The organism is Lentzea sp. NPDC004789, from assembly GCF_053601075.1.
In genome coordinates, this window is sequence record NZ_JBSGBE010000011.1 from 80,394 (window position 1) to 100,071 (window position 19,678).

General features: G+C 72.9%; 19 protein-coding genes. 9 read left to right on the top strand and 10 right to left on the bottom strand.

Features of this window, described 5'->3' with window-relative positions:
* From ACWEIJ_RS24760 to ACWEIJ_RS24785, 6 genes are read left to right on the top strand one after another with little or no spacing between them, the layout of a single operon-like run.
* Positions 1 to 2,460, top strand: a complete 2,460-nt coding sequence (locus ACWEIJ_RS24760; protein ID WP_449839602.1) for a hypothetical protein — start codon at positions 1 to 3, stop codon at positions 2,458 to 2,460.
* Positions 2,460 to 3,284, top strand: a complete 825-nt coding sequence (locus ACWEIJ_RS24765) for a hypothetical protein (RefSeq protein WP_449839603.1) — start codon at positions 2,460 to 2,462, stop codon at positions 3,282 to 3,284. The genes ACWEIJ_RS24760 and ACWEIJ_RS24765 overlap by 1 nt, the downstream gene beginning before the upstream one ends.
* Positions 3,285 to 3,287: 3 nt before the next feature.
* A complete protein-coding gene (locus ACWEIJ_RS24770; protein ID WP_449839604.1) occupies positions 3,288 to 4,358 on the top strand; it encodes a hypothetical protein in 1,071 nt (356 codons plus the stop codon).
* 34 nt (positions 4,359 to 4,392) lie between these two features.
* On the top strand, positions 4,393 to 4,719 hold the full coding sequence (locus ACWEIJ_RS24775; RefSeq protein WP_449839605.1) for a hypothetical protein: 327 nt from the start codon (positions 4,393 to 4,395) through the stop codon (positions 4,717 to 4,719).
* Positions 4,716 to 5,432 (top strand): hypothetical protein, encoded by a 717-nt coding sequence (locus ACWEIJ_RS24780; RefSeq protein WP_449839606.1) that lies wholly within the window; start codon positions 4,716 to 4,718, stop codon positions 5,430 to 5,432. The genes ACWEIJ_RS24775 and ACWEIJ_RS24780 overlap by 4 nt, the downstream gene beginning before the upstream one ends.
* A 1-nt stretch (position 5,433) precedes the next feature.
* Positions 5,434 to 5,754, top strand: a complete 321-nt coding sequence (locus ACWEIJ_RS24785) for a hypothetical protein (protein ID WP_449839607.1) — start codon at positions 5,434 to 5,436, stop codon at positions 5,752 to 5,754.
* An 8-nt stretch (positions 5,755 to 5,762) separates the two neighbouring features.
* Here the strand turns inward: ACWEIJ_RS24785 and ACWEIJ_RS24790 are convergent, their stop codons facing one another.
* From ACWEIJ_RS24790 to ACWEIJ_RS24815, 6 genes are all read right to left on the bottom strand, one after another.
* Positions 5,763 to 6,332 (bottom strand): hypothetical protein, encoded by a 570-nt coding sequence (locus tag ACWEIJ_RS24790; RefSeq protein ID WP_449839608.1) that lies wholly within the window; start codon positions 6,330 to 6,332, stop codon positions 5,763 to 5,765.
* Positions 6,329 to 7,678: a hypothetical protein gene (locus tag ACWEIJ_RS24795; RefSeq protein WP_449839609.1), complete on the bottom strand. Its 1,350-nt coding sequence runs from the start codon at positions 7,676 to 7,678 to the stop codon at positions 6,329 to 6,331. Before ACWEIJ_RS24795 ends, ACWEIJ_RS24790 begins: the two co-directional genes overlap by 4 nt.
* The gene (locus ACWEIJ_RS24800; protein WP_449839610.1) at positions 7,675 to 8,433 is read right to left on the bottom strand and encodes an ABC transporter ATP-binding protein; all 759 of its coding nucleotides are present in this window, start codon (positions 8,431 to 8,433) and stop codon (positions 7,675 to 7,677) included. The genes ACWEIJ_RS24795 and ACWEIJ_RS24800 overlap by 4 nt, the downstream gene beginning before the upstream one ends.
* A 32-nt stretch (positions 8,434 to 8,465) precedes the next feature.
* Positions 8,466 to 9,239, bottom strand: a complete 774-nt coding sequence (locus ACWEIJ_RS24805) for a zf-HC2 domain-containing protein (RefSeq protein WP_449839611.1) — start codon at positions 9,237 to 9,239, stop codon at positions 8,466 to 8,468.
* Between the two features lie 187 nt (positions 9,240 to 9,426).
* The gene (locus ACWEIJ_RS24810; RefSeq protein ID WP_449839612.1) at positions 9,427 to 9,975 is read right to left on the bottom strand and encodes an RNA polymerase sigma factor; all 549 of its coding nucleotides are present in this window, start codon (positions 9,973 to 9,975) and stop codon (positions 9,427 to 9,429) included.
* A gap of 159 nt (positions 9,976 to 10,134) precedes the next feature.
* On the bottom strand, positions 10,135 to 11,469 hold the full coding sequence (locus ACWEIJ_RS24815) for an aminotransferase-like domain-containing protein (RefSeq protein WP_449839613.1): 1,335 nt from the start codon (positions 11,467 to 11,469) through the stop codon (positions 10,135 to 10,137).
* Between the two features lie 60 nt (positions 11,470 to 11,529).
* On the opposite strand from ACWEIJ_RS24815, the gene ACWEIJ_RS24820 reads away from it, so the two are divergent.
* The 3 genes from ACWEIJ_RS24820 (at position 11,530) to yczR (ending at position 15,465) form a co-directional block, all read left to right on the top strand.
* On the top strand, positions 11,530 to 12,900 hold the full coding sequence (locus tag ACWEIJ_RS24820; RefSeq protein WP_449839614.1) for a pyridoxal phosphate-dependent decarboxylase family protein: 1,371 nt from the start codon (positions 11,530 to 11,532) through the stop codon (positions 12,898 to 12,900).
* Complete coding sequence (locus ACWEIJ_RS24825) at positions 12,897 to 13,769, top strand: LLM class F420-dependent oxidoreductase (RefSeq protein ID WP_449839615.1); 873 nt, start codon at positions 12,897 to 12,899, stop codon at positions 13,767 to 13,769. The genes ACWEIJ_RS24820 and ACWEIJ_RS24825 overlap by 4 nt, the downstream gene beginning before the upstream one ends.
* 202 nt (positions 13,770 to 13,971) lie before the next feature.
* Positions 13,972 to 15,465 carry a MocR-like transcription factor YczR gene (gene yczR, locus ACWEIJ_RS24830; protein WP_449839616.1) on the top strand — a complete coding sequence of 498 codons (1,494 nt, stop codon included), beginning with the start codon at positions 13,972 to 13,974 and terminating at the stop codon, positions 15,463 to 15,465.
* A gap of 39 nt (positions 15,466 to 15,504) precedes the next feature.
* Here the strand turns inward: yczR and ACWEIJ_RS24835 are convergent, their stop codons facing one another.
* From ACWEIJ_RS24835 to ACWEIJ_RS24850, 4 genes are read right to left on the bottom strand one after another with little or no spacing between them, the layout of a single operon-like run.
* Positions 15,505 to 16,740: an MFS transporter gene (locus ACWEIJ_RS24835; RefSeq protein ID WP_449839617.1), complete on the bottom strand. Its 1,236-nt coding sequence runs from the start codon at positions 16,738 to 16,740 to the stop codon at positions 15,505 to 15,507.
* Between the two features lie 20 nt (positions 16,741 to 16,760).
* The gene (locus tag ACWEIJ_RS24840) at positions 16,761 to 18,101 is read right to left on the bottom strand and encodes a hypothetical protein (protein ID WP_449839618.1); all 1,341 of its coding nucleotides are present in this window, start codon (positions 18,099 to 18,101) and stop codon (positions 16,761 to 16,763) included.
* Complete coding sequence (locus tag ACWEIJ_RS24845) at positions 18,098 to 18,880, bottom strand: MOSC domain-containing protein (protein ID WP_449839619.1); 783 nt, start codon at positions 18,878 to 18,880, stop codon at positions 18,098 to 18,100. The genes ACWEIJ_RS24840 and ACWEIJ_RS24845 overlap by 4 nt, the downstream gene beginning before the upstream one ends.
* Positions 18,880 to 19,668, bottom strand: coding sequence for a GNAT family N-acetyltransferase (locus ACWEIJ_RS24850; RefSeq protein ID WP_449839620.1), 789 nt, complete (start codon positions 19,666 to 19,668; stop codon positions 18,880 to 18,882). Before ACWEIJ_RS24850 ends, ACWEIJ_RS24845 begins: the two co-directional genes overlap by 1 nt.
* Positions 19,669 to 19,678: the final 10 nt, after the last annotated feature.

The window sequence follows — 19,678 nt, forward strand, 5'->3', positions numbered from 1 at the left end:
ATGGCCTCCTACACCGACGACGTGCTGGTGCCGGTGCAGACCGGGTGGTCGCCGCACCGCAACTACTTCCGCGTGTACCGGCTGTCGCCGTACGCGACCCAGTCCGAAGTGGACAGTGCACTGGGCGGGCAGCCCGCGCGGTGGGGCACGGCCGAGTCGCGCCAGTACGCCGTGGCCTGCGAACGCCTGCACGCCTCCCACGCCACGGCCGCCGCGGTGCTCCGCGATCCGGTGAGCCGCGCCCGGCATCGCGAGTCGGTGGAACACGAGCACGAGGCACTCGTCGAGGTGGTGCGCCACCGCCTGCACGGAGCACCCGCGATGACGCCGCACGAGATCGCCGCGCTCGTGCGCAACGCCGCGGGCCGGTGGAGCAGACCGGACGTGGTGGCCGCGCTGGAGGCCGTCGGCGCCGCCGTGCGCGAGCCCGTCGCGCTGCTGTGGCCCATCCAGCCCAAGCGGTGGCCGACGCTGCGCGAGCACTTGGCCGACCTCGCGCAGATGTCGTTGTGGGACTACCTTTCGCTCACGCCGGAACTGTCCGGAGTGGACACCACGGCGGCCGAGGTGGAGCTGCGCCGGCAACGGTTGCGGGTCGTCGCCCGCAACCAGGCGGCCGACGCCGAACGGGGTGTGCTCGCGCTCGTGCGGCCGTGGACGGCGCAACCGGGCGGCCTGGCCGCCGCACTCGCGTACGAGCTGGTGGCCGACCTGACCGCGGCCGCCGTGTGCGGCTACCCCGCGGTGCGGGACCTGGCCGAGCCGCAACGGTGTGCGGCGGCGGGGCTGACCGCCGATCCCGAGGACATCGCGTACGCGGTGTGGGTCTCGCGCGACGAGACGTCGTGGGCGGAGGAGTACTTCGCCGCGGTCGCGGAGCGCCGGCTGCCCGACGCGCTGGCCGTGCTGGACTCGCGCCCAGTGCCCGAGCCGTGGGTGCGCGTCCGCGACGAGCTGCGCTCTGACGTCGACCGGCTGCGCGCGTCGCTGGCGGACGCTCGCGCTCGTGAGGCGCACGCACCGGAAGAAGCCGCGGCCGGTTATCTCGCGATCGCCCGGGAGCTCGCGGATCCGGCCGTCACCGAGGGCCTGCTGCGGTGCCCGGCCGCCGCGCCCGCGACGGTGGACGCCGTCGTGACCGGCACCGAAGTCGTCGTCGGCTGGTCACCGTCCCCGTCGACCGCGGGCCGCATCGGCTACCGCGTCTGCCGCGGCACCACCGTGCTGGTGGAGGAGACGACCGCGCCGCCGTTCGTCGACCGGGAAGCCCCGGCCGGGCGGCTCTCCGTCTACCGCGTCACGGCGTTGCGCGAGGGCTCGCCAGGCGGAACCACGGCGGCGCAAGCGATTGCGGTGCTGCCGGAGGTCACCGACCTGCGGCTGACCGCCGAGCCGGGCGTCGTGCTGGGCCGGTGGCGGCTGCCGTCGGGCGCGGTGCGGGCGGTGATCCTGCGTGCGGGCACCGAGATCGCCGCGAGCGAGACGGGTTTCACCGACCCGCAGGTGCGGCCCGGCGCCACGGTCACCTATCGCGTCCAGGTCGAGTACCCCGAGGCACGCAGCCAGGGCATCGAGATCGCGGTGGTGTGCCTCGGCGAACCCGGGACGGTCACCGACCTGCACGCCGTGGCGAACGGTGACGTCGTCGACCTGTCGTGGACACCCGCCGCCGGGGACGAGGTCGGCATCCGGGTGCTCGCCCACCCCGAGGCGGCACCCGCGGGCGTCGTCCGGCTCGACCAGGCGGAGGCGGCGGGACCGCTCGTCGCCGGCAGCCGGACCGGGCACGCGCGAGTGGCCGCCGCCGACCTGGCCGGAGCACGCACCCTGGTCCCGGTGACGACGTCCGGGGCGTTCGCCGCGATCGGCCTTCCCGCGAACGTGCAGATCCCGCCGGAGCACATCACCGGACTGCAGGCGGTCCGGCTCGGCGCCCAGGTCCAGCTGTCGTGGCACTGGCCGGCCTGGACCCGTGCCGTGCAGGTCGTCTGGCGGCACGGCACCCCGCCCACCGGCCCGGACGACCCGGCGGCCCACCGGTTGCGCGTCACGAGAGCGGCCTACCTGACCAGAGGCCTGCGCGTGACGGCCGCCGAACCGGGCTCGCACTGGTTCGGCGTCTGCACGGCCGACGACCAGTTCGGTCCACTTGCGACAGTCGAGTCGCCCTGCCCGGTCCAGCTCCGCTACCACCTGCGCGGGCGGGCCCGCACCCGTGAGCTGCTGGTGGAGTCCGCGGCACCGCTGCCCGCCGTCGTCGTCCTCGGTCAGTCCGCCCGCCGCCCGCTGACCCCGGACGACGGCGTCGTGCTGGCGACGCTGCCCGGCGGCGAGCGGACTGGCCGAGCCGAGTTCACCGTGCCCGCGACCCTGCGCGGCCCGGTCCACCTGCGGGCGTTCGCGCTGGACGACTCGACGTGGGTGTGCCATCCCGACCCACGCGACCTGGTCGTGCGGTGATGATCTGCCCGTACTGCCACCGGCACTGCTCCAGTGGCGACCTGCTGATGCACTGCGGACCGCTGTGCCCGGTCCGTTCGTCCTTCCCCGCGAAAGCGCTGCGCCACAACCGATGCCCGCACGGCCGGCTTCCGCAGCCCCGGCGCCTCTGCCCGGCCTGCGCGCGGAGGGTGCCGCGCGAGTACGCCGAGGGGCCGAGCCACACGATCCTCGTCACGGGCGCGGCCCGGTCCGGCAAGAGCACGTGGCTCGCGGAGCTCCTGCGCGGGCTGTCGACCGGCGAGGTCGCCCACGCCGTTCCCGGTCTGTCGGTGCGCCTGCTCGGTGACCACGCGGCCCCGGTGCTGCTCAGCCTGCGTCGCTCGAACGCCGCCCCGGTGGTGCTCGCTCTGCACGAACTGTCCACAGAGGATGTTCCGCCTGGTGCGGCAGGTGTGGTGCACCTGGTCGATCCGGCTCACCTACCTGGCGTGCGGGCCCTGTTCGGCCGGAGCGCGGAACCGCCACTCACCGTCCCGGCCTGGCCACCCGGCCTCCCGGTCGCGGTGACCCTGAGCAAGCTGGACCTGGTGTGGGACGCGGTCGAGCACGGCTCACCGCTGCGCCGCCCCAGCCCGCACGCGCACGCCTACCTGGAGCCGGACGGCCTTGACGTGCACCACGAGGTGACGGCGTGGCTGGCCCGCTGGGGCGGCGCCCCGCTCCCGCCCCGGCACCGCTGCTTCGCGCTGTCGGCCAGGTTCGCGGGCTACCGGGTGGCGGACCCGCTGCTGTGGCTGCTGACCACGTTCGGCGCGTACGGCGTGGCCAAGGACAGGAGCTAGCCCGTGCGCACCCTCGCGATCGCGGTCTTCCTCGCACCACTGGCCTTGCTGCTGTTCGCGGTCACCTCCCTGACGAGCACGCTGATCGGCCTGGCCGCCGCGGCCCGCACCCTGACCCGGCGGGCGCCGGTGCACCCCGGACCGGGCTGGGACCCCGCCTACCTGACCGGCCCGACCCCGCGCGGCGCGTGGCACCGGGGACGTACCGCGGTGCGCGCGGCCCACGACAGACTTGTGGCGCTGCCCGATCCGGCGTTGCGCGACTCGCTCTTCGCCCGCCTGTGGCGCCGCCAGTCGGCCAGGACCCACGACGGCGCCCTGATCCTGCACCCCGCGAGCCTGGCGGGCGGTTACGCCCTGGGCTTCGCCGCGGCGGCCCTGCTGATCGCCACGACCACGGCCGCGCACGCACTTCTGGCCACGCTGGCGGCCCTGACCGTCCGGGCCGCGGCCCGCGCACTGCGCCGGCTCGACACCGCCCGGTCCGTCGCCGTCGAGTGCGACACGTGTCGCCGGCGCCTGCGCCACCCGGCGTTCCGCTGCCCCTGCGGCCGCGTCCACCACGACCTGGCCCCCGGCCGCCAGGGCGTCCTGCGCCGGACCTGCCTGTGCGGCCACCGCCTGCCCACCTTGCTGCGCAACGGCAAACGCGCGCTGCCCGCCCTCTGCGACCACTGCCACGCCCCGCTGCCAGCCGTCCCCGCCGCGCACTTCCCGGTGATCGGCGACAGGTCGGCGCTCGTGCGCGCCTTTCCGCCGACGGACGAGCACGTCCACCTGGAGGACTGGCCGTTCGCCGGCCAGGCCGACGGCCTGATCCTCGTCCTGGACCAGGCCTCCGCGAACCCGAAAGCCGTCCTCGACGCGGCGATCGACGTCCTCACCGAGACGTGCGGAACCGCCATCCCCCTGGCCGTCGTCCTGCCGGCCCGGCAGTGGTTGCTCGATCAGGGCCACATCGACCTGGTGAACACCGCGGACAACCACTTCAGCCGCGTCCGCTACTTCGTGGTCGACGACCCGTCGCCGCCCGTCCGCTGGCTGCTCGACCCCGTGGAAACGGAACAGAAGTAGCGCGGGGATCAGCCGGTCTGCGGTAATGGCCGGCATGTCGTTCAGCGTTCAGCCCGGAGCCCTCCACGCGTTCCAGGCACAGCTCTCCGCCCTCGCCGACCAGGCGGCGACGGGCAAGGGGTACGCGCAGCAGCACGTGGCGCTGACCAGCGCGCAGAAGGGCGCGGCCGGCGGGGTCTTCTGGGGCGAGGCGATCAAGCGCGTCGGCGAGGTCTCCGCCGCCGTCACCAGGAACCTCGACCGGCTCAAGGAGCTCGTCGACGCCAGCGCGCTGGAGATCGTGCGGTCGGCGACGATGTACTCGCGCACCGACCAGGCCAGCGCCCAACGGCTCGACGACACCTACCCGGAGAAGCCGTGAAGCCGGTCGAGGCGCTGGTGCCGCCGGAGGCGAAGGGCGCGATCCCGAGTGCCGCCGACGACCTGCTGTCCGTCAGCGACTGGCTGAACGTGAGCCACTCGGTCATGAAGCTCACGGAGTGGGTCACCGGTGGCGTCAACCCCGGCCAGTGGCTCGTCGACCGCGTCACCGGCGACTGGGCCGCGTACGGGCGGGCGGGCAGCGCGATGGTGCACCTCGGCGAGTTCTACGCGGCGTACGGGCGGACCCTGACCGAGCACAAGACGGTGCTGATGAAGTCGTGGCACGGCCATGCGGCGTCGGCCGCGGACGCGTACTTCACCGGGCTCGCCGACGCGGTCGCGGCCCAGCAGGAGGCCCTGACGACGATCGGCGGGGAGCTGCACCTGGTCGCGTACCGGATCTGGACCCTGTCGAAGCTGCTGGACAGCCTGTTGGAGCAGCTGCTCGACATCATGCTGGAGGCGGCCATCGCGGCGGCGATCGGCACCGCCACCGTCGAGACCGGGGTGGGCGCGATCGGCGGGTACGCCCTGGCCGCGTTGCGGATCAAGAAGGCCACCGGGGTGTGGCGGTTGATCGTCGAGACGCACGACAAGGCGTACAACGGTTTCCTGCTGTCGATGACGGTGATCGTCGGCGCGTTGTCGAAGCTGGAGTCGCTGACCGAGCATCCGCTGCCCAAGGGCGCCTACGACCACCCTGGAGTCTGACATGCCCTCGCCCGACGAGCTGCGGGTGCTGCGCGACACGAGCGGCGACCCGGCGTTGCGCACCCTGCTCGACGACGTGCTGGCGGGCCGGAAGTCGTTGCGGGAAGCGGCGTCCACCGACGTCTTCGACCGGGGCGTGGAGGCACGGGTGTCCCGCGGGCTCGACGTGCTGACGGCACTGTCCGAAGAGGACTTCGACGCCCTCGCCGAGCGGGGCGAGCAGGCGCTCGCCCCGCCTCCCGAGCCGGTGCGCCTGCGCCCCATGGCGCCCCCGCGTGCCGACGACGACGAGCCCGACTACGAAGTCGAAGTGATGGAGTAGCAAGCGTTTCAGCGACGCCCGCCGCGCGCGGAGTAGGCGGCGATCCCGCTCACCACCAGCACGGCCGCCGTCCACGTCGCCACCCGGTCGTCGAACGGGCCGAACGGCCACGCGGCGATCCTGCCGGGCACCGACTGCGGTCCGGGAGGCACGATCGCGGCCACCGCCCACCACAGCACCGGCGCGGCCGCGGCGAACCTGGCGCCGGCCGCGGTCGCCGCCAGGCCGGCGAGACCGACCAGGCCCGCCGTGTTCCGCACGACGAACGCCGCGTCGAACCGCTCCTGTCCCAGGTGCTGCACGAGCAGGACCGCGGCCGCGGCCAGCACGGCCGCGAGCAGCAGGTGCCCGAACCTCCACACGGGCCACGGGATCGCGGTCGTGGCGTCCAGTTCGGGGTCCTGACCCGCGAGCCCGATCGTGATCACCAGCACCGCGGCCAGGGACGTCAGCGTGACGCTCAACGGTGTCCACGGCGAGTGCAACGCCGACCACGCGGCGAGCACCACCACGGGCAGAAGCACCAGTGCCGCGGGAACGCCGCGCGACCGCGCGTACAACGTGAGGAGCCTCATCACGGCGCCACCAGCACGTCGAGCACGCGCTCGGAGTCCTCGCACGCCAGCAACATCCGCCGCGCCTTCGCGATCCGGTTCAGCTGCTCCCGCGCGGAGTGGCCGCGCAGGGCCTGCCAGGCCGTCTCCAGCTCGGGACGCAACCGGTCGTCGCGCCACAGGTGGGGATCGGACGCGAGCTCGGCCAGGCCGCCGTTGAAGTAGCCGGCGGTGAGGTAGCGCACCACGGACTCCTTGGCGCTGACCGAGTTCGGCGCGGTGCAGGTGGGGACGCCCGCGCCGGCGAGCAGTTCGAGCCGCAGGCGTTCGGGAGGTGCCGCCAGCAGCCGGGAGCTGTCCTGCGCCCGCAGGTAGACGATCTTGGCGTTGCGCTGTGGTGCGGTGAGATGAGCCATCGCCGAGGTGTCCTCGCGGACCTCGGTGGGCGGGTCGGGCAGCACCGCGAGCTTCGCCAGCACGTCCTTGCCGACCGCGGCCACCGCGGCCAGGTGCTGTTCGTGCACCCGGCTCAGGCAGACCTGGCCGTCGCACACCGGTTTGCTCGCGATGGAGTCGGTCACCAGCACGTCGGAGAACCTCGCCGGCAGGACCGACACGGCCAGCACGACCGCGAGCCCGGCCGGGACCAGCGCCGCCAGCCGCCCGAGCCGGGTCCGCGCCACCAGCAGGAGGAACGCCGTCACGCCAAGACCGGTGAACCACACCATCTGTCCTATGTCGACAGACGTCGACGTCGTCACCAGATCGGAGCTGGGCGGGTCGAAGGCGAGCGTGAGCAACGCCGGCCGGGAGATCTCGTCGTCCGGGGACCGCGCCTGCAGCGCCTGTGCGGCCGTGGCCGCCGCCGTGAACGTCGCCACCAGCGCCACCGGCACGGTCAGCGGGTGGGGCAGCAGCCGTCCGATCGCGAGGCCGAGCAGGACGCTCGACGTGAACGCGAGCACGACGGTCGCCATGAGCGGCACGAACCCGCCCGAGACGAACCCGCCGCCTCCGGCGACGAGCGCGACGAGACCCGCGCACAGCAGAGCCGCGGCCACCGCGACCACCCCCGCCACGGCCGACGCGAGAACACCCAGCCTGACCCGGCCGGGACGCGGCGCCGTGGAGAACAGCTCGGTCACCTGCGCCCGGCTGTCCCGCATGCCTTGCAGGACCGCCAGTCCGACGATCAACGCCCACACGTACGCCAGCGGCGCGCGGAGCTCCAGCACCGCCGACGTCGAGTTGTCCCGCCACCTCGTGCCACTGGAACTGGTCAACCACAGCATTCCGGTGCCCGCGACCAGGAACAGCGCCCCGGCCCAGAGCGCGGTCGAACGCCGCAGCTCGATGCGCAGTGCGGTCACCACGAACCACCCGCGCTCTGGCTGATGAGCGCCGAGTAGCCGCGTTCGATCGGGCTGTCGCCGACGTGCCCGGCGGTGCCCGCCGTGGCCAGATCGGCCGGAGTGCCCTGGAACACCAGGGATCCCTCCGACACGAGCACCACGTCCGTGCACGCCGCCGCGACGTCCTCGACCAGGTGCGTCGAGATCAGCACGCAGGCCTGCTGCCCCAGTTCGACGACCAGTTCGCGGAACCGCAGCCGTTGCGCGGGATCCAGGCCCACGGTCGGTTCGTCCAGCAGCAGGATCTCCGGCTCGTTGACGATGGCCTGCGCGATGCCCACCCGCCGGACCATGCCGCCGGACAACGACTTCATGCGGTCCTCGGCGCGGTCGGCCAGCCCGACCCGCCGCAGCGCCCGGTCGACGGCGCCGGGGATCTCGGCCGGTGGCATCTCCTTCAACCACCCCAGGTACTCGACGAACTCCCGCACCTTGAACCGCTTGTAGTAGCCGAAGTGCTGCGGCAGGTACCCCAGCCGCCTGCGCACCGGCCGCAGGTTCTCGTTCACCGCGGTGCCGAGCAGCGACAGCGTTCCCGAGGTGGGCTTGCGCACCGTCGCCAGCGTGCGGATCAGGGTCGTCTTGCCGGCGCCGTTGGGGCCGAGCAGCCCGTGCACGCCCCGGCCGAGGCGCAGGTCCAGCCCGTCGACCGCGTTGCGGCCGCGTCTGCCGCCCACCCGGACCACGAGGTTCTCCGCTGTGATCGCGTGCATACCGTTCTCCCTGAAGTAACCTTCGTGGACTGTCACGCTTCCGCGAAGTCCTTTCTGCGCAAGGCGATCACCGCGACTCCCAGCAGCAACACACCTGCCCACAACGGCGTCACGGCCAGCGCCGCGGGCGTGTGGCTGAACGCGACCGTCGGCACGACGATCGCCAGTGCCCACACCGCGACGAACGCGATCGCGGCACGCGTAACCCCCACCAGCGCGCTGAGAGCGAGCGTCCCGGCGGTGAACGCGAGACAGGGCAACAACCACCGCGACAGCCCGAGCCCGGTCAGCCGGCTCGCCACCGTCAGGCCCGGCACCACCACCGCGAGCACAGACGCGGTGCGGCGGAACACGAGCGACAGCCCCGCCCGCGGCGTGCCCGCGGTGAGCTCGTGCGCCGGGTCGAGCGCCGGCCCCCACGACGCGGCGACCCCGAGCACCGGCAACACCGGCGCGACCAGCAGCACCAGCGACACCCGCCCGCCCGCCACCGAACCGAGCCGGTCCAGCGCCACGGCCGCGGCGGTCACGAGCAGGATCATCGCGAGCCACGGCCCGGCCGCCGGCGAGACCCACCCGTGCACCCACCGCCACCACGCGTGCGTGCGCGGCAGCTGGCGGGTGCGCTCGATGATCGGCGCGAGCTCGGCCCACACCGCCGTGGCGATCGGGTCCGGTGCCAGGCGGGCGCGGCACGGGGCGCAGGTCTCCAGGTGCGACTCGACGGCCCACAGCTGGTCCGCCGGCAGGTCGTCACCGCGCGTGTAGCGGTGGAGCAGCTGTTCGCTCGGGTGGTGCGCGGTCATGGCCGGCCTCCTTCGCCGCGGCTCAGGCGGTCCGCGGTCGAGCCGGGGCTGCTCCGCCGCGATCCGCACTCGCCTCGCGGGCCGCACACAGCCGCGCCAACGCGGCCGCCCCGGCGACCCTTCGCCCCGCCAGAGCTCCCCCGCCACGATCCACGCTCACCCCGCGGATGCCGGTCTCGGCCAACGGTCATGCCAGCGCCTCCCTCATCGCGATCCGCGCCCGCCGGGCGCGCGTCTTGACCGTGCCCTCCGGCACCCCGAGCAGCACCGCGGTCTCCCGCACCGAAAGCCCGTCGAGCACCATGGCCAGCAACACCTGCCGCAGCTCGGGGGCCAGCCGCCGCAGCGCGTCCCCGACCTCGTCGCCGACCACCCCGTCCAGCACCGGCTCGTCGGCGGCGGGGGCGGTGGGCGCGGACGCGGCGGCGGCGGGTGGCTGGGCGTGGTGGGCGCGGCGGCGGAACGCGTCCACCAGGCGTCTGGCGGCGATGGTCCACAGCCAGCCGACGGCGCTGCCGCCGGTGGTGGCGCCGGCGAACGCGCCGGCGGCTCGCCACACCGCGAGGTAGGTCTCCTGCAGCACTTCGGCGACGATCTGCTCGTCGGAGCACCGCCGGCGCAGCCGCACCGCCAGCCACGGCGAGGTTCGGCGGTAGAGCTCCTCGAAGGCACGGCGGTCACCTCGTGCGACACGGCGCACGAGGTCGTCCTCGTCGAGCTCACGGACAGCTCTCACACTCCGCAAGACGCCGAGACGGCGGCTCAGGTTCTCGCAATCATGTGACCCGCGACACAGAACGGGCCCGGTGCCTCCACCGAGGGCGTGCCGGTGAAGACCGCCGACATCGACTCGATCAGCGTGATCTGCCGCATCGCCGGCCGGCGCCGGGAAGGGTCACAGTCGTTCCACCGCCTTGGTGAGCACGTCCGGCGGAGCCGTGAACGGCAGCCGCACGTAGTCCGCCAGCGTCCGGTCGACGGCGAACTGCGGCCCCGGGCTCACCGCCACGCCCCGCGACCGGGCCCGGTTCGCCACCACCGGGCCCGTCTCGCCCGGCGGCCGCGCCCACAGCGTGAGGCCGCCCGGCGGCACGTCGAACGTCCAGCCGCGCTGCGCGAGCAACGCCGTCAGGTGGTCGCGCTGGGCGCGCAGCTGGGCACGGCGTTGCGCCAGCACACCGTCCAAATCGGACAGCAGCTCCAGGGCGATCAGCTGTTCCAGCGGCGGTGGGTACATCGTCGCGTGCAACGGGTTGAGCAGCAGTTCCCGCACGAGCCGCGGAGTGGCGCGCAGCCAGCCGACCCGCAGGCCGCTCCAGATCACCTTGCTCGTCGAGGCGATCGTCACCACGCCCCGGCCGGTCAGGTGCCGGGCCGGCGACGGTGGCGTGCGCAGGTCGAGATCCCGCAGCGTCTCGTCCACGACGACGGTCACCTGGTGGCGGTCCGCGGCCTGCGCGATCTCGGCGCGCTGCTCGTCGGACATCACCATGCCCGTCGGGTTGTGGAAGTCGGGGGTGAGGTAGGCGAGATCGGCGCCGCTCGTGCGCAGCACGTGTTCGGCGTTGTCCCAGCCCGTCCCGGTGACCGGCAGCGACACCAGGCGCGACCGGTGGCGGTGCAGCGCGGCCAGGGCGCCGGGGAACGTCGGGCTCTCCACCACGACCGGCCTGCCGCGGTCGTGCAGCCGTTCGGCGAGCAGGATCAGCGACGCCATCGCGCCCGTGGTGACGAGGATCTGGTCCGGCGTGGTGGGCAGCCCCTCGCTCGTGTACCGGTCGGCGATCAGCTCGCGCAGCCTCGGCAGGCCCGCGTCGGCGGTCCCGGCGTCGACCAGCAGGCCCGGCAGCCGTTCGACGGCGCGGCGGGACGCGGCGACGTAGGCCTCGTGCGGCGCGGACGTCACCGAGCGGGTCAGGTCGATCTCGACGTCGCCGCCGTGGTCGAGCGACCACGGCGCGGTGCGCGCGGTCATGTGCGACGGCAGGCGCACGACGCTGCCGCTGCCGTGCCGGGTGTGCACCCACCCGGTCTCCCGCAGCAGCATGAGCCCGGCGACCACGGTGCCCCGGCTCAGCGCCAGGTCACTGGCGATCGCGCGTTCGGACGGCATCGCGCTGCCCACGGGGATGCGGCCGGACAGCACCGCGTCCCGCACCGCGGAGGCGAACGACTCGGCCAGGGGACGGCTGCGCAGCCGCCACTCCCCCAGCGCGGTGTGGAAGGACATGGTCCAGTTTTACCTGATTGGACCAGGACCCGCACGGATCCGCGGGCTAGCGTCCGAACTGTGCATCCACGACTCGCTCATGACCTGGCGGCGCTGCCCGAGCTGCTGGAGAACACCCGAGGACTCGCAGAACAGGTGCTGGCCGGCCTCGACGACCGCCCGGTCGCGCCCCATCCGCAGTTCCCGGCGCCCGACCCGCTGCCGCGCGACGGCGCCGGCCTGGCCGGTGCGCTGGAGAGGTTCGCCCAGCGCTGGGAACCGGGGTTCTCCGGCAGCGCGGGACCCCGCTACCTCGGCTTCGTCACGGGAGGGACGACGCCCGCCGCGCTCGCCGGCGACTGGCTCACCGGCGTGTTCGACCAGAACAACACCTCGGGCGCGGACACCTCGGCGGTCGCCCTCGAACGGGAGACCGTCGGCTGGCTGCGCGAGCTGCTCGGCCTGAGCCCCGAGCACACCGGCGCCTTCGTGGCCGGTGCGACCGCCTCGAACTTCACCGGTCTCGCCATCGCGCGGGAGTGGCTCGGCGAGCGACGAGGGGTGCGCGTCGGGCAGTCCGGGGTGGCCGCGCTGGGCGACTTCGAGGTGCTGAGCTGCACTCCGCACGCCAGCATCCCCAAGGCGCTGTCCATGCTGGGAGCGGGCCGCGACCGGTTGCGCCGGCTGCCGGCGCAACCGGGCCGGGAGGCGGTCGACCTCGGCGCGCTGCGCGCGGCGCTGGAGGAGCAGCAGGGCAGGCCCGCCATCGTCGTCGCCAACGCGGGCACCGTGAACACCACCGACTTCGACGACCTGCGGGCCATCGCGGCACTGCGCGCGGAGTTCCCGTTCTGGCTGCACGTCGACGCCGCGTTCGGCGGGTTCGCCGCGCTGTCGCCCGACCACGCCCACCTGGTGGACGGGATAGCCGAAGCCGACTCGGTGTGTGTAGACCTGCACAAGTGGCTCAACGTCCCGTACGACGCGGCGGTGCAGTTCAGCCGCCGGCGCGACCTGCAGGTGGCGGTGTTCCAGAACTCCGCCGCCTACCTCGGCGTGCCGGAGGGCGAGCCGGACTTCCTGCACCTGACGCCGGACAACTCGCGCCGGCTGCGGGCGCTGGCGGCCTGGTTCTCGCTCACCGCGTACGGCGTCGAGGGGCACCGGGACATCGTGACCCGCAACATCGCGTCGGCGCGTGCGCTCGCCGGCAAGCTGGCCGCGCTGCAGGGGGTGCGGGTCTTCGAACCGGTGCGGCTCAACGTGGTCTGCTTCACCGTGCCCGGTGACACCAAGCGGGTCGTGCGCGCGATCGCCGAGACCGGCGAGGCGTTCCTGACCCCGACCGTGCACGAGGGCGCCCCGGCGATCCGCGCCGCGTTCAGCAACTGGCGCACGACCGACGCCGACGTGGACCGGGTCTTCGCCGCGGTCAGAAAGGTGCTGACGTGACCGTGTCACTGGGCCGGGTGGGCCTGTGGGCCCCGTTGTGGCTGTGGACGCGCGAGGGCGACCGGCTGCCGGACACCGCTGCCGAGCTGGACGAGCTCGGGTTCGGCGCGCTCTGGCTGGGCAACGGACCGTCCATCATGGACACCGCGGCGGCCGTGCTCGACCACACCGCGCGCATCCCGGTCGCCACGGGGATCGTGAACATCTGGGTGCATCCGGCGGAGGCGGTCGCCGACGCGCACGCGAAGATCACCGCGCGCCACCCGGACCGGCTGCTGCTGGGACTGGGCAACGGACCGCGCGAGGCGTCGCAGTGGGAGCTGTCGCCGTACCGCAAGATGATCGAGTACTTCGACCTGCTCGACGCCGCGGGCGTGCCGCCGTCCGGCCGGGTGCTCGCGGCGAACGGGCCGCGCATGCTGCGCCTCGCCGCACAGCGCAGCGCGGGGGCGCACCCGTTCCTGATCACCGCCGAGCACACGCACCAGGCCAGGGCCGTGCTCGGCGCGGGACCGCTGCTCGCGCCGGAGCTCAAGGTCGTGCTGGAGACCGATCCGGCCCGCGCCAGGGGCATCGCCCGGCAGGCGCTCGGCTTCTACCTCACCAAGCGGGGGTACGCGGCCAACCTGCGCCGGCTGGGCTACACCGACGCGGACCTGGCCGACGGCGGTAGCGACCGGCTGGTCGACGCGGTGGTCGCGTGGGGTGACGAGGAGACCGTGCTGGGGCGGGTCGCCGAACACCACCAGGCCGGCGCCGACCACGTCGCCCTGCAGGTGCTCACCGAGGCCACCGACACACCCGACCTGGACCGTCGCGAGCTGCCGGTCGCCGAATACCGCCGATTGGCCGCAGCAATGATCAGTTGAACTTCACAATTGACCGAACAACAGGACTCGTCCGAATGCGACCATTTCGGTTCGCGAGGAAATTTCAGGGGGCCCGGGAGCCGAACAACGGACATTTAGAGCGGCCAGCGAGCCGGGAACTGGGTAGCGTGGCCGACAAGGGGGGAGGCGCAACTGATCTCATGCGCCCGCAACGCACTCACACTGGGGAGATCTCGTCACCATGACCTACTCTCTGAATGCGAGCCAGGTGGACAGAATGCTCGGACGCTGGCAATCCCAGGGTCCGGCATATCTCGACCTCGCCAACGCGTTCCGGACGCTGATAATGGACGGCCGGTTGCCGCTGGGCAGCCGGCTGCCGGCGGAACGCACCCTCGCCCCGCAGCTCGGCATCAGCCGCAACACCGTGACCGCGGCGTACCGGCTGTTGCGGGAGCAGGGCTACCTGCAGAGCCTGCGCGGCAACGGCAGCTTCATCACCATTCCCACCGACCACCAGCAGGCCAACCGGATCGCGTCGTGGATACCGGCAGGCCAGGACCGCGACGCCATCGACTTCACGATCGCCTCGCCGCAGGCGTCCACGTCGTTCTACGACGCGACCCAGTCGCTGCACGACGACATCGGCGGCAACGTCGAGGACGCGGGCTACGACCTGCAGGGCATCTCCGGGCTGCGCCGGCTGCTGGCCGAGCGCTACACCGGTCTCGGCCTGCCGACCAGCCCCAGCGAGGTCATGGTCACCGCCGGGGCGCAGCACGCCTGGGGCCTGCTGATCAGACTGCTCACCAAAGAACGCGACCAGGTGCTGATGGAGAGTCCCACCTATCCGAATGCCGTCGACGCCGTGCGCAGTCTGAATCGGCAGACGCTCATGATAGGACTGGACGGGTCGGACTGGCACACCGACCTCATACAAACAACCATCGGCCGGCGCAAGCCTGCATTGAGCTATTTCATGGCGGATTTCCACAACCCCACCGGGCTGGTCATGCCGGAGGAGACCAGAAACCGCGTCATCGCGAGCACCGAGAAGGCCGGTGGCCACGTCGTCTTCGACGAGACGATCTCCGATCTGGCGCTGGACGAGAACGCCCCGCTGCGGCCGACCACCACCCACCGCTCCCCGCACGTGATCATGATCGGGTCCTTCAGCAAGATCGTCTGGGCCGGGTTGCGGCTCGGCTGGGTGCGCGCGCCCGCGCCGTTGATCTCCCGGCTGGTCACGCTGCGCGCGGCCGCCGACGCGGGCAACTCGATCGTGCCGCAGATCATCGCCTGCCGGCTGCTCGAGTCGTACGCGGACGTGCTGCGCGAGCGCAGGAGGTCGCTGCGCCAGGGCAGGGACGTGCTCGCCGACGCGGTGCGCAGGCTGCTGCCGCAGTGGTCGTTCCGCCTGCCCGACGGCGGGCTCAGCCTGTGGGTGGACCTCGGCGCCCGAGTCAGCTCACGGCTGGCGCTGGTGGCTCCCGAGCACGGTGTGCGCCTGCTGCCCGGCTCGCGCTTCGGTGCCGACAGCACGCTCGACAACTACCTGCGGCTGCCGTTCGTGCACGACGAGGCGACCGCGCGCGAAGGCGTCGTGCGCCTGGCGGCCGCGTTCGACCAGGTGATGAACGACCACGACGCCCGGCGGCCGGACCACCAGGCACCCGCGCCGCGCCGGTCCGCGGACCGCAGCCTGGCCATGACCGGCGGGCACGGCTTCCTCTGAGTCACCCCACGGGGACGGTGGTGCGGCGCGGCGGCCGCATCACCGCTCCCAGTGCCGGATCAGGGTCGGCACCGCGAACGCGACCACCACCATGTTCAGCAGGGCGCCGACGATCCACGGCGCGATCAGCCCGTACTGCTGCGCGAGGAACCCGCCGGCCAGCGCGCCGAGCGGCAGCCCGCCGTAGGACGCCATCCGGCCGGCCCCGCTGACCCGGCCGAGCAGCTCGCCCGGCACGACCCGCTGCCGGGTCGAGTACGACACCACGTTCCACATCGCCAGCGCGACCGAGAACACGCTGAACAGCACCACGACGGTGATCGCGTCCCGGCCGAACAGCCCGATGGACAGCCACACGAGCGGACCGACGATCTGCACCGCGACCGCGACCCGCAACCCGCCGAACCGGTCGACCACCCGGCCGGCGACGAGGCTGCCGATGATGCCGCCGATCGCCATGGCGGCCAGCAGCACGCCGTACCCGCGATCGCCGACGTGCAGCACGTCGTGGGCGAACAGCACCAGCGTGGACAACGCCATCGTCTCGCAGAAGTTGCCGGCCCCGGCCACCACCGTGAGGGTGAGCGGCAACCGGTGCTTGCCCAGCCACCGCAGGCCGTCGACGACGTCGCCGAGCAACGAGGACCGCTCGGCCCGCACCGGCGCGGCGGGCCTGGCCCGGATGCGGGACAGCAGCAGCACCGACAGCGAGAACGTGACCACGTTGAGCCAGAACGGCAACGGCATCGCGAAGGTGAACAGCGCGGCCCCCAGCGGCGGACCGGCGAACTCCTTGGACACCGAGACCGTCGCGACCAGCCGCCCGTTCGCGGTCTCCAGCTTGTCGCGCGGCACGATGCTCGGCACCAGCGCCTGGCTGGAGTTGGTGAAGAGGATCTCCGCGCAGCAGAGCCCGAACGCGAGCAGGTACAGCATCCAGATCTCGGTCAGGTGCAGGGTGGCGAGCACGGCGACCACACCGACCAGGAGCGCCTGCGCCACCTGGGCGCCCATCATGAGGCGCCGGCGGTCGAACCGGTCCGCGATCGCGCCGCCGAGCACCGACAGCACCAGCCACGGCAGGGTCGCCGCGGCCGACACCCAGGCGATCAGCCGGGCGTCGGAGGTGAGCGACTTGGCCAGCAACGGCAACGCCGCGAGCAGCGCGCCGTCGCCGAGCGTCGAGAACAGGCTTGCGGAGATCTGGAAGGAGAAGTCCCGGCCCACGCCCGCACGCCGCGGGCGTTCGGTCGTCTCCGGTGGGGAATCGGTCACGTGACGCCGCCTCTGTGATGTCAGGAAGTCGAGTTGTCGCAGTGGAAAACGCCGGCCGCGAGCACCTCCTTGCCCTGTGCGAGGCCGATGACCGCCGGGCCGTCCTCACGGACCATCCAGCACCGTGCGCCCGCATAGCCGCGAGGTGTGTAGAACGGCCCCCACAACGTCCGCCAACGCTCCTCTTCCCCGGTCTCCGGGTCGACCACCACGTCGGGCACGGCCGTCACCCGCTCCTGCACGATGGCACCGTTGGCCACGCCGTGCCGCAGCGCGGTCCACCACTGGTCGGGCGTCGCCTCCCAGCCCGCGACCACGCCGATGCCGCCGTACATCGAGTTCGGCTTCAGGATGAGCTCCTCGCGCCGGTTGCGGCACTCCTCGACGAGCTCCTGGACGTCCGCCGCGGACCCGCGGTTCAGCGACCTGGTCCACGGCAGCATCCGGTCGATCAGCGAGCGCTCCTCCGCGGTGAACGCGCCACCCCAGGCCGGGTCGGAGAGCAGGGCGAGACAACCCTTCTCGCCGTAGAGGTTGGCCTCCATCGGGGTCCACAGCACCACCCGGCCCTCCTCGTGGGCCTTGGCGACCAGCTCCACCCGCGCGATCTCCTCCGCCTCGTGGCAGACGTCGGCGGCCTCGAACACCCGGTAGACCACGTCCACCGGCACCTGGCCGAGCATGATCCGGCCGTTGCGCTCGGTGATGTCGCGCAGCTCTCCGACGTGGAAGTCGACGCCGAGCTTCTGCATGCCCTGCTGCATCAGCAACCACGTGTCGCCCCACGTCGACAGCGCGCCGCTGGCCTCGACCAGCGCCACGACCGGCTCGGCCACGCCGGAGGCCTCGCGCAGCGCGGCGGCCAGCTCCTGGCCGGTGTCCACGAAGTCGAGCCGGTTGGCCGCGGCGAACCCGGCGAACTCCTCGGCCTCCAGCATCGCGCGGGGCAGGTCGCCCGCGAAGATCCACCCGCCGAGCTCGCTGCCGATGCCGAACTCGAGGATCTTGTAGCCCTGCTCGTCGCGGTGCACGTCGGCCCGTCCGACGAACTGCGGCGGACGGCCGCCGAACCGGGTCATCAGCGCGGCGCGGCTCGGTTCGACGCCGAGCGCGGCGCAGAACCGGTCGAGGTCCCCGTCGAAGATCCGTTCCGGCAGCGACGTCAGCAGCTCCAGCATCCGGCGCAGATCGGCGCCGAAGCCCGCGATCTCGGCGGAGGAGACGAACAGCGGCCTGCTCAGCGTGCAGCGGTGGCCGCCGTGCCGCAGCGACGGGTCGCGCTCGACGTGCCGGACGACGCGGGAGAGCCCGCCGCCGGGTGCGCGGCACGACTCGTTGTACTTCCTGGTGACCTCGTTCATCGGATCCCCCGTTCTCCTCTGGACACGGCCACGAACCCCGGCTCGGCCTCGGGGGTGGCCACCTGGTCTCCCGTGCACACCACACCGGCGCGCAACACGTTCGCGTAGCTGCCGAACGTCTTGTCCGACCGCGTGATCACCGCCCGCAGGAGCTCGCGGTCCTTGGCCAGTCCCCGCTGCGCCATCGAGATCATCACGCAGCGGCGGCACGGCCCGGTCACGTCCAGCAGCACCCGTCCGACCGCGATCGGGCCCCGGTGCGGCAGCTCGCCCGCGGACAGCACGACGTTCGGGCGGAAGCGGCGCACGTCCCACACGCCATCCGGATGCCACTCACGGCCGTGTGCCAGCAGGTCCTCGCTGAGCACGTGCACCGGTGACTCGTCGACGAACCCCCACTGCGGCAGCTCGAACGAGGCGAGCTTGGCCGACTCGGTCAGGTACTCCTCGACCTGCACGGCCTGCCCGGACGGGCGGCGCAGCTCGACGTCGAGGTGCAGCCAGTCGCTGAGCCGGTCGGCGCTCTCCGGATCGTCGCTGTGCACCGTGCCGCCGTCGGGCAACGTCAGCTCCACCGCGTCGCCGAGCCAGCGCGCGGTGGCCTCCAGCAGCTCCGGCGACCGGCGCGCGGTGAGGACGCGGCCGCCCGCCCGCGTGGCGATGGCGAACGCCCGGTCGCCCTGCACGCCGTCGGCCACGAACCGCAGCCGCTCGACCTGTTCTCCCCCAACGGATTTCACCGGGTACCGCCACAACCCGGTCACCGTGACGCCGGCCATCACAGGTCCAGCACCAGGTCGGTCACCGGCCGGGCGATGCACAGCAGCACCTCACCGTTCGGCGGCGTCACCTCGGGCTGGAGGTGGTAGCTGACCGTGCCGCAGGTCAGCCTGGTGCTGCAGGTGCCGCACACCCCGCCCCAGCACAGCGAGTCCACCTCGATGCCGTTCTTCTCCGCGAACGGCAGCAGCGAGTCGATCCGCCCGTCCCAGTCCAGCTCGACCCCGGACGCGGCGAACGTGACCCGCAGACCGGTCAGCTGCGGCACCACGTCCACGCCGTCCTCCCCGCGCACGGTCGGCCGCGTCATGGGCACCGACTCGCGCTCGGGGTCGATCATGGCGATCCGCTCGGGCGGCAGCGCGGCGGGGTCCAGCACCGCGAAACCGTGCCGCGCGAACCAGTCCCTGGTGGTCCTGGTGAAGACGAGCGCGTCCGCGAAGCCCTCCTCCGCCAGCACGATCAGCATGCTGGCCAGCAGGAAGCGGCCGAGGCCGAGGCCCTGCCACCGTTCGCCCACCGCCACGTTGAAGATCTCGGCGAGGCCGCCGAACCGGCGGATGCCCGCGCAGCCGGCGATCTCGTGGTCTATCTCCACCACGTGGAAGTCCTCGACGGAGGCGTCGAAGAGCTCGATGTCCCGCTCGATCAGCTGGCCCGCGGCGACGAACGGTTTGGACAGCTCGTGCATCGCCCCCACGTCCGACGAGCGGGCGCGGCGGAACGTCGCGTCGATGATCTCACCTCCCCCTGTGCGGGTGAGGATCACGTCCACTCTTTCCTTCACTGCCGCTCCC

Bases quoted from the DNA above. Each gene is read 5' to 3' on its own strand.
- ACWEIJ_RS24760 (WP_449839602.1), top strand. From the start codon at position 1: ATGGCCTCCTACACCGACGACGTGCTGGTGCCGGTGCAGACCGGGTGG.
- ACWEIJ_RS24765 (WP_449839603.1), top strand. From the start codon at position 2,460: ATGATCTGCCCGTACTGCCACCGGCACTGCTCCAGTGGCGACCTGCTG.
- ACWEIJ_RS24775 (WP_449839605.1), top strand. From the start codon at position 4,393: ATGTCGTTCAGCGTTCAGCCCGGAGCCCTCCACGCGTTCCAGGCACAG.
- ACWEIJ_RS24785 (WP_449839607.1), top strand. From the start codon at position 5,434: ATGCCCTCGCCCGACGAGCTGCGGGTGCTGCGCGACACGAGCGGCGAC.
- ACWEIJ_RS24800 (WP_449839610.1), bottom strand. From the start codon at position 8,433: ATGCACGCGATCACAGCGGAGAACCTCGTGGTCCGGGTGGGCGGCAGA.
- ACWEIJ_RS24805 (WP_449839611.1), bottom strand. From the start codon at position 9,239: ATGACCGCGCACCACCCGAGCGAACAGCTGCTCCACCGCTACACGCGC.
- ACWEIJ_RS24815 (WP_449839613.1), bottom strand. From the start codon at position 11,469: ATGTCCTTCCACACCGCGCTGGGGGAGTGGCGGCTGCGCAGCCGTCCC.
- yczR (WP_449839616.1), top strand. From the start codon at position 13,972: ATGACCTACTCTCTGAATGCGAGCCAGGTGGACAGAATGCTCGGACGC.
- ACWEIJ_RS24840 (WP_449839618.1), bottom strand. From the start codon at position 18,101: ATGAACGAGGTCACCAGGAAGTACAACGAGTCGTGCCGCGCACCCGGC.
- ACWEIJ_RS24845 (WP_449839619.1), bottom strand. From the start codon at position 18,880: ATGGCCGGCGTCACGGTGACCGGGTTGTGGCGGTACCCGGTGAAATCC.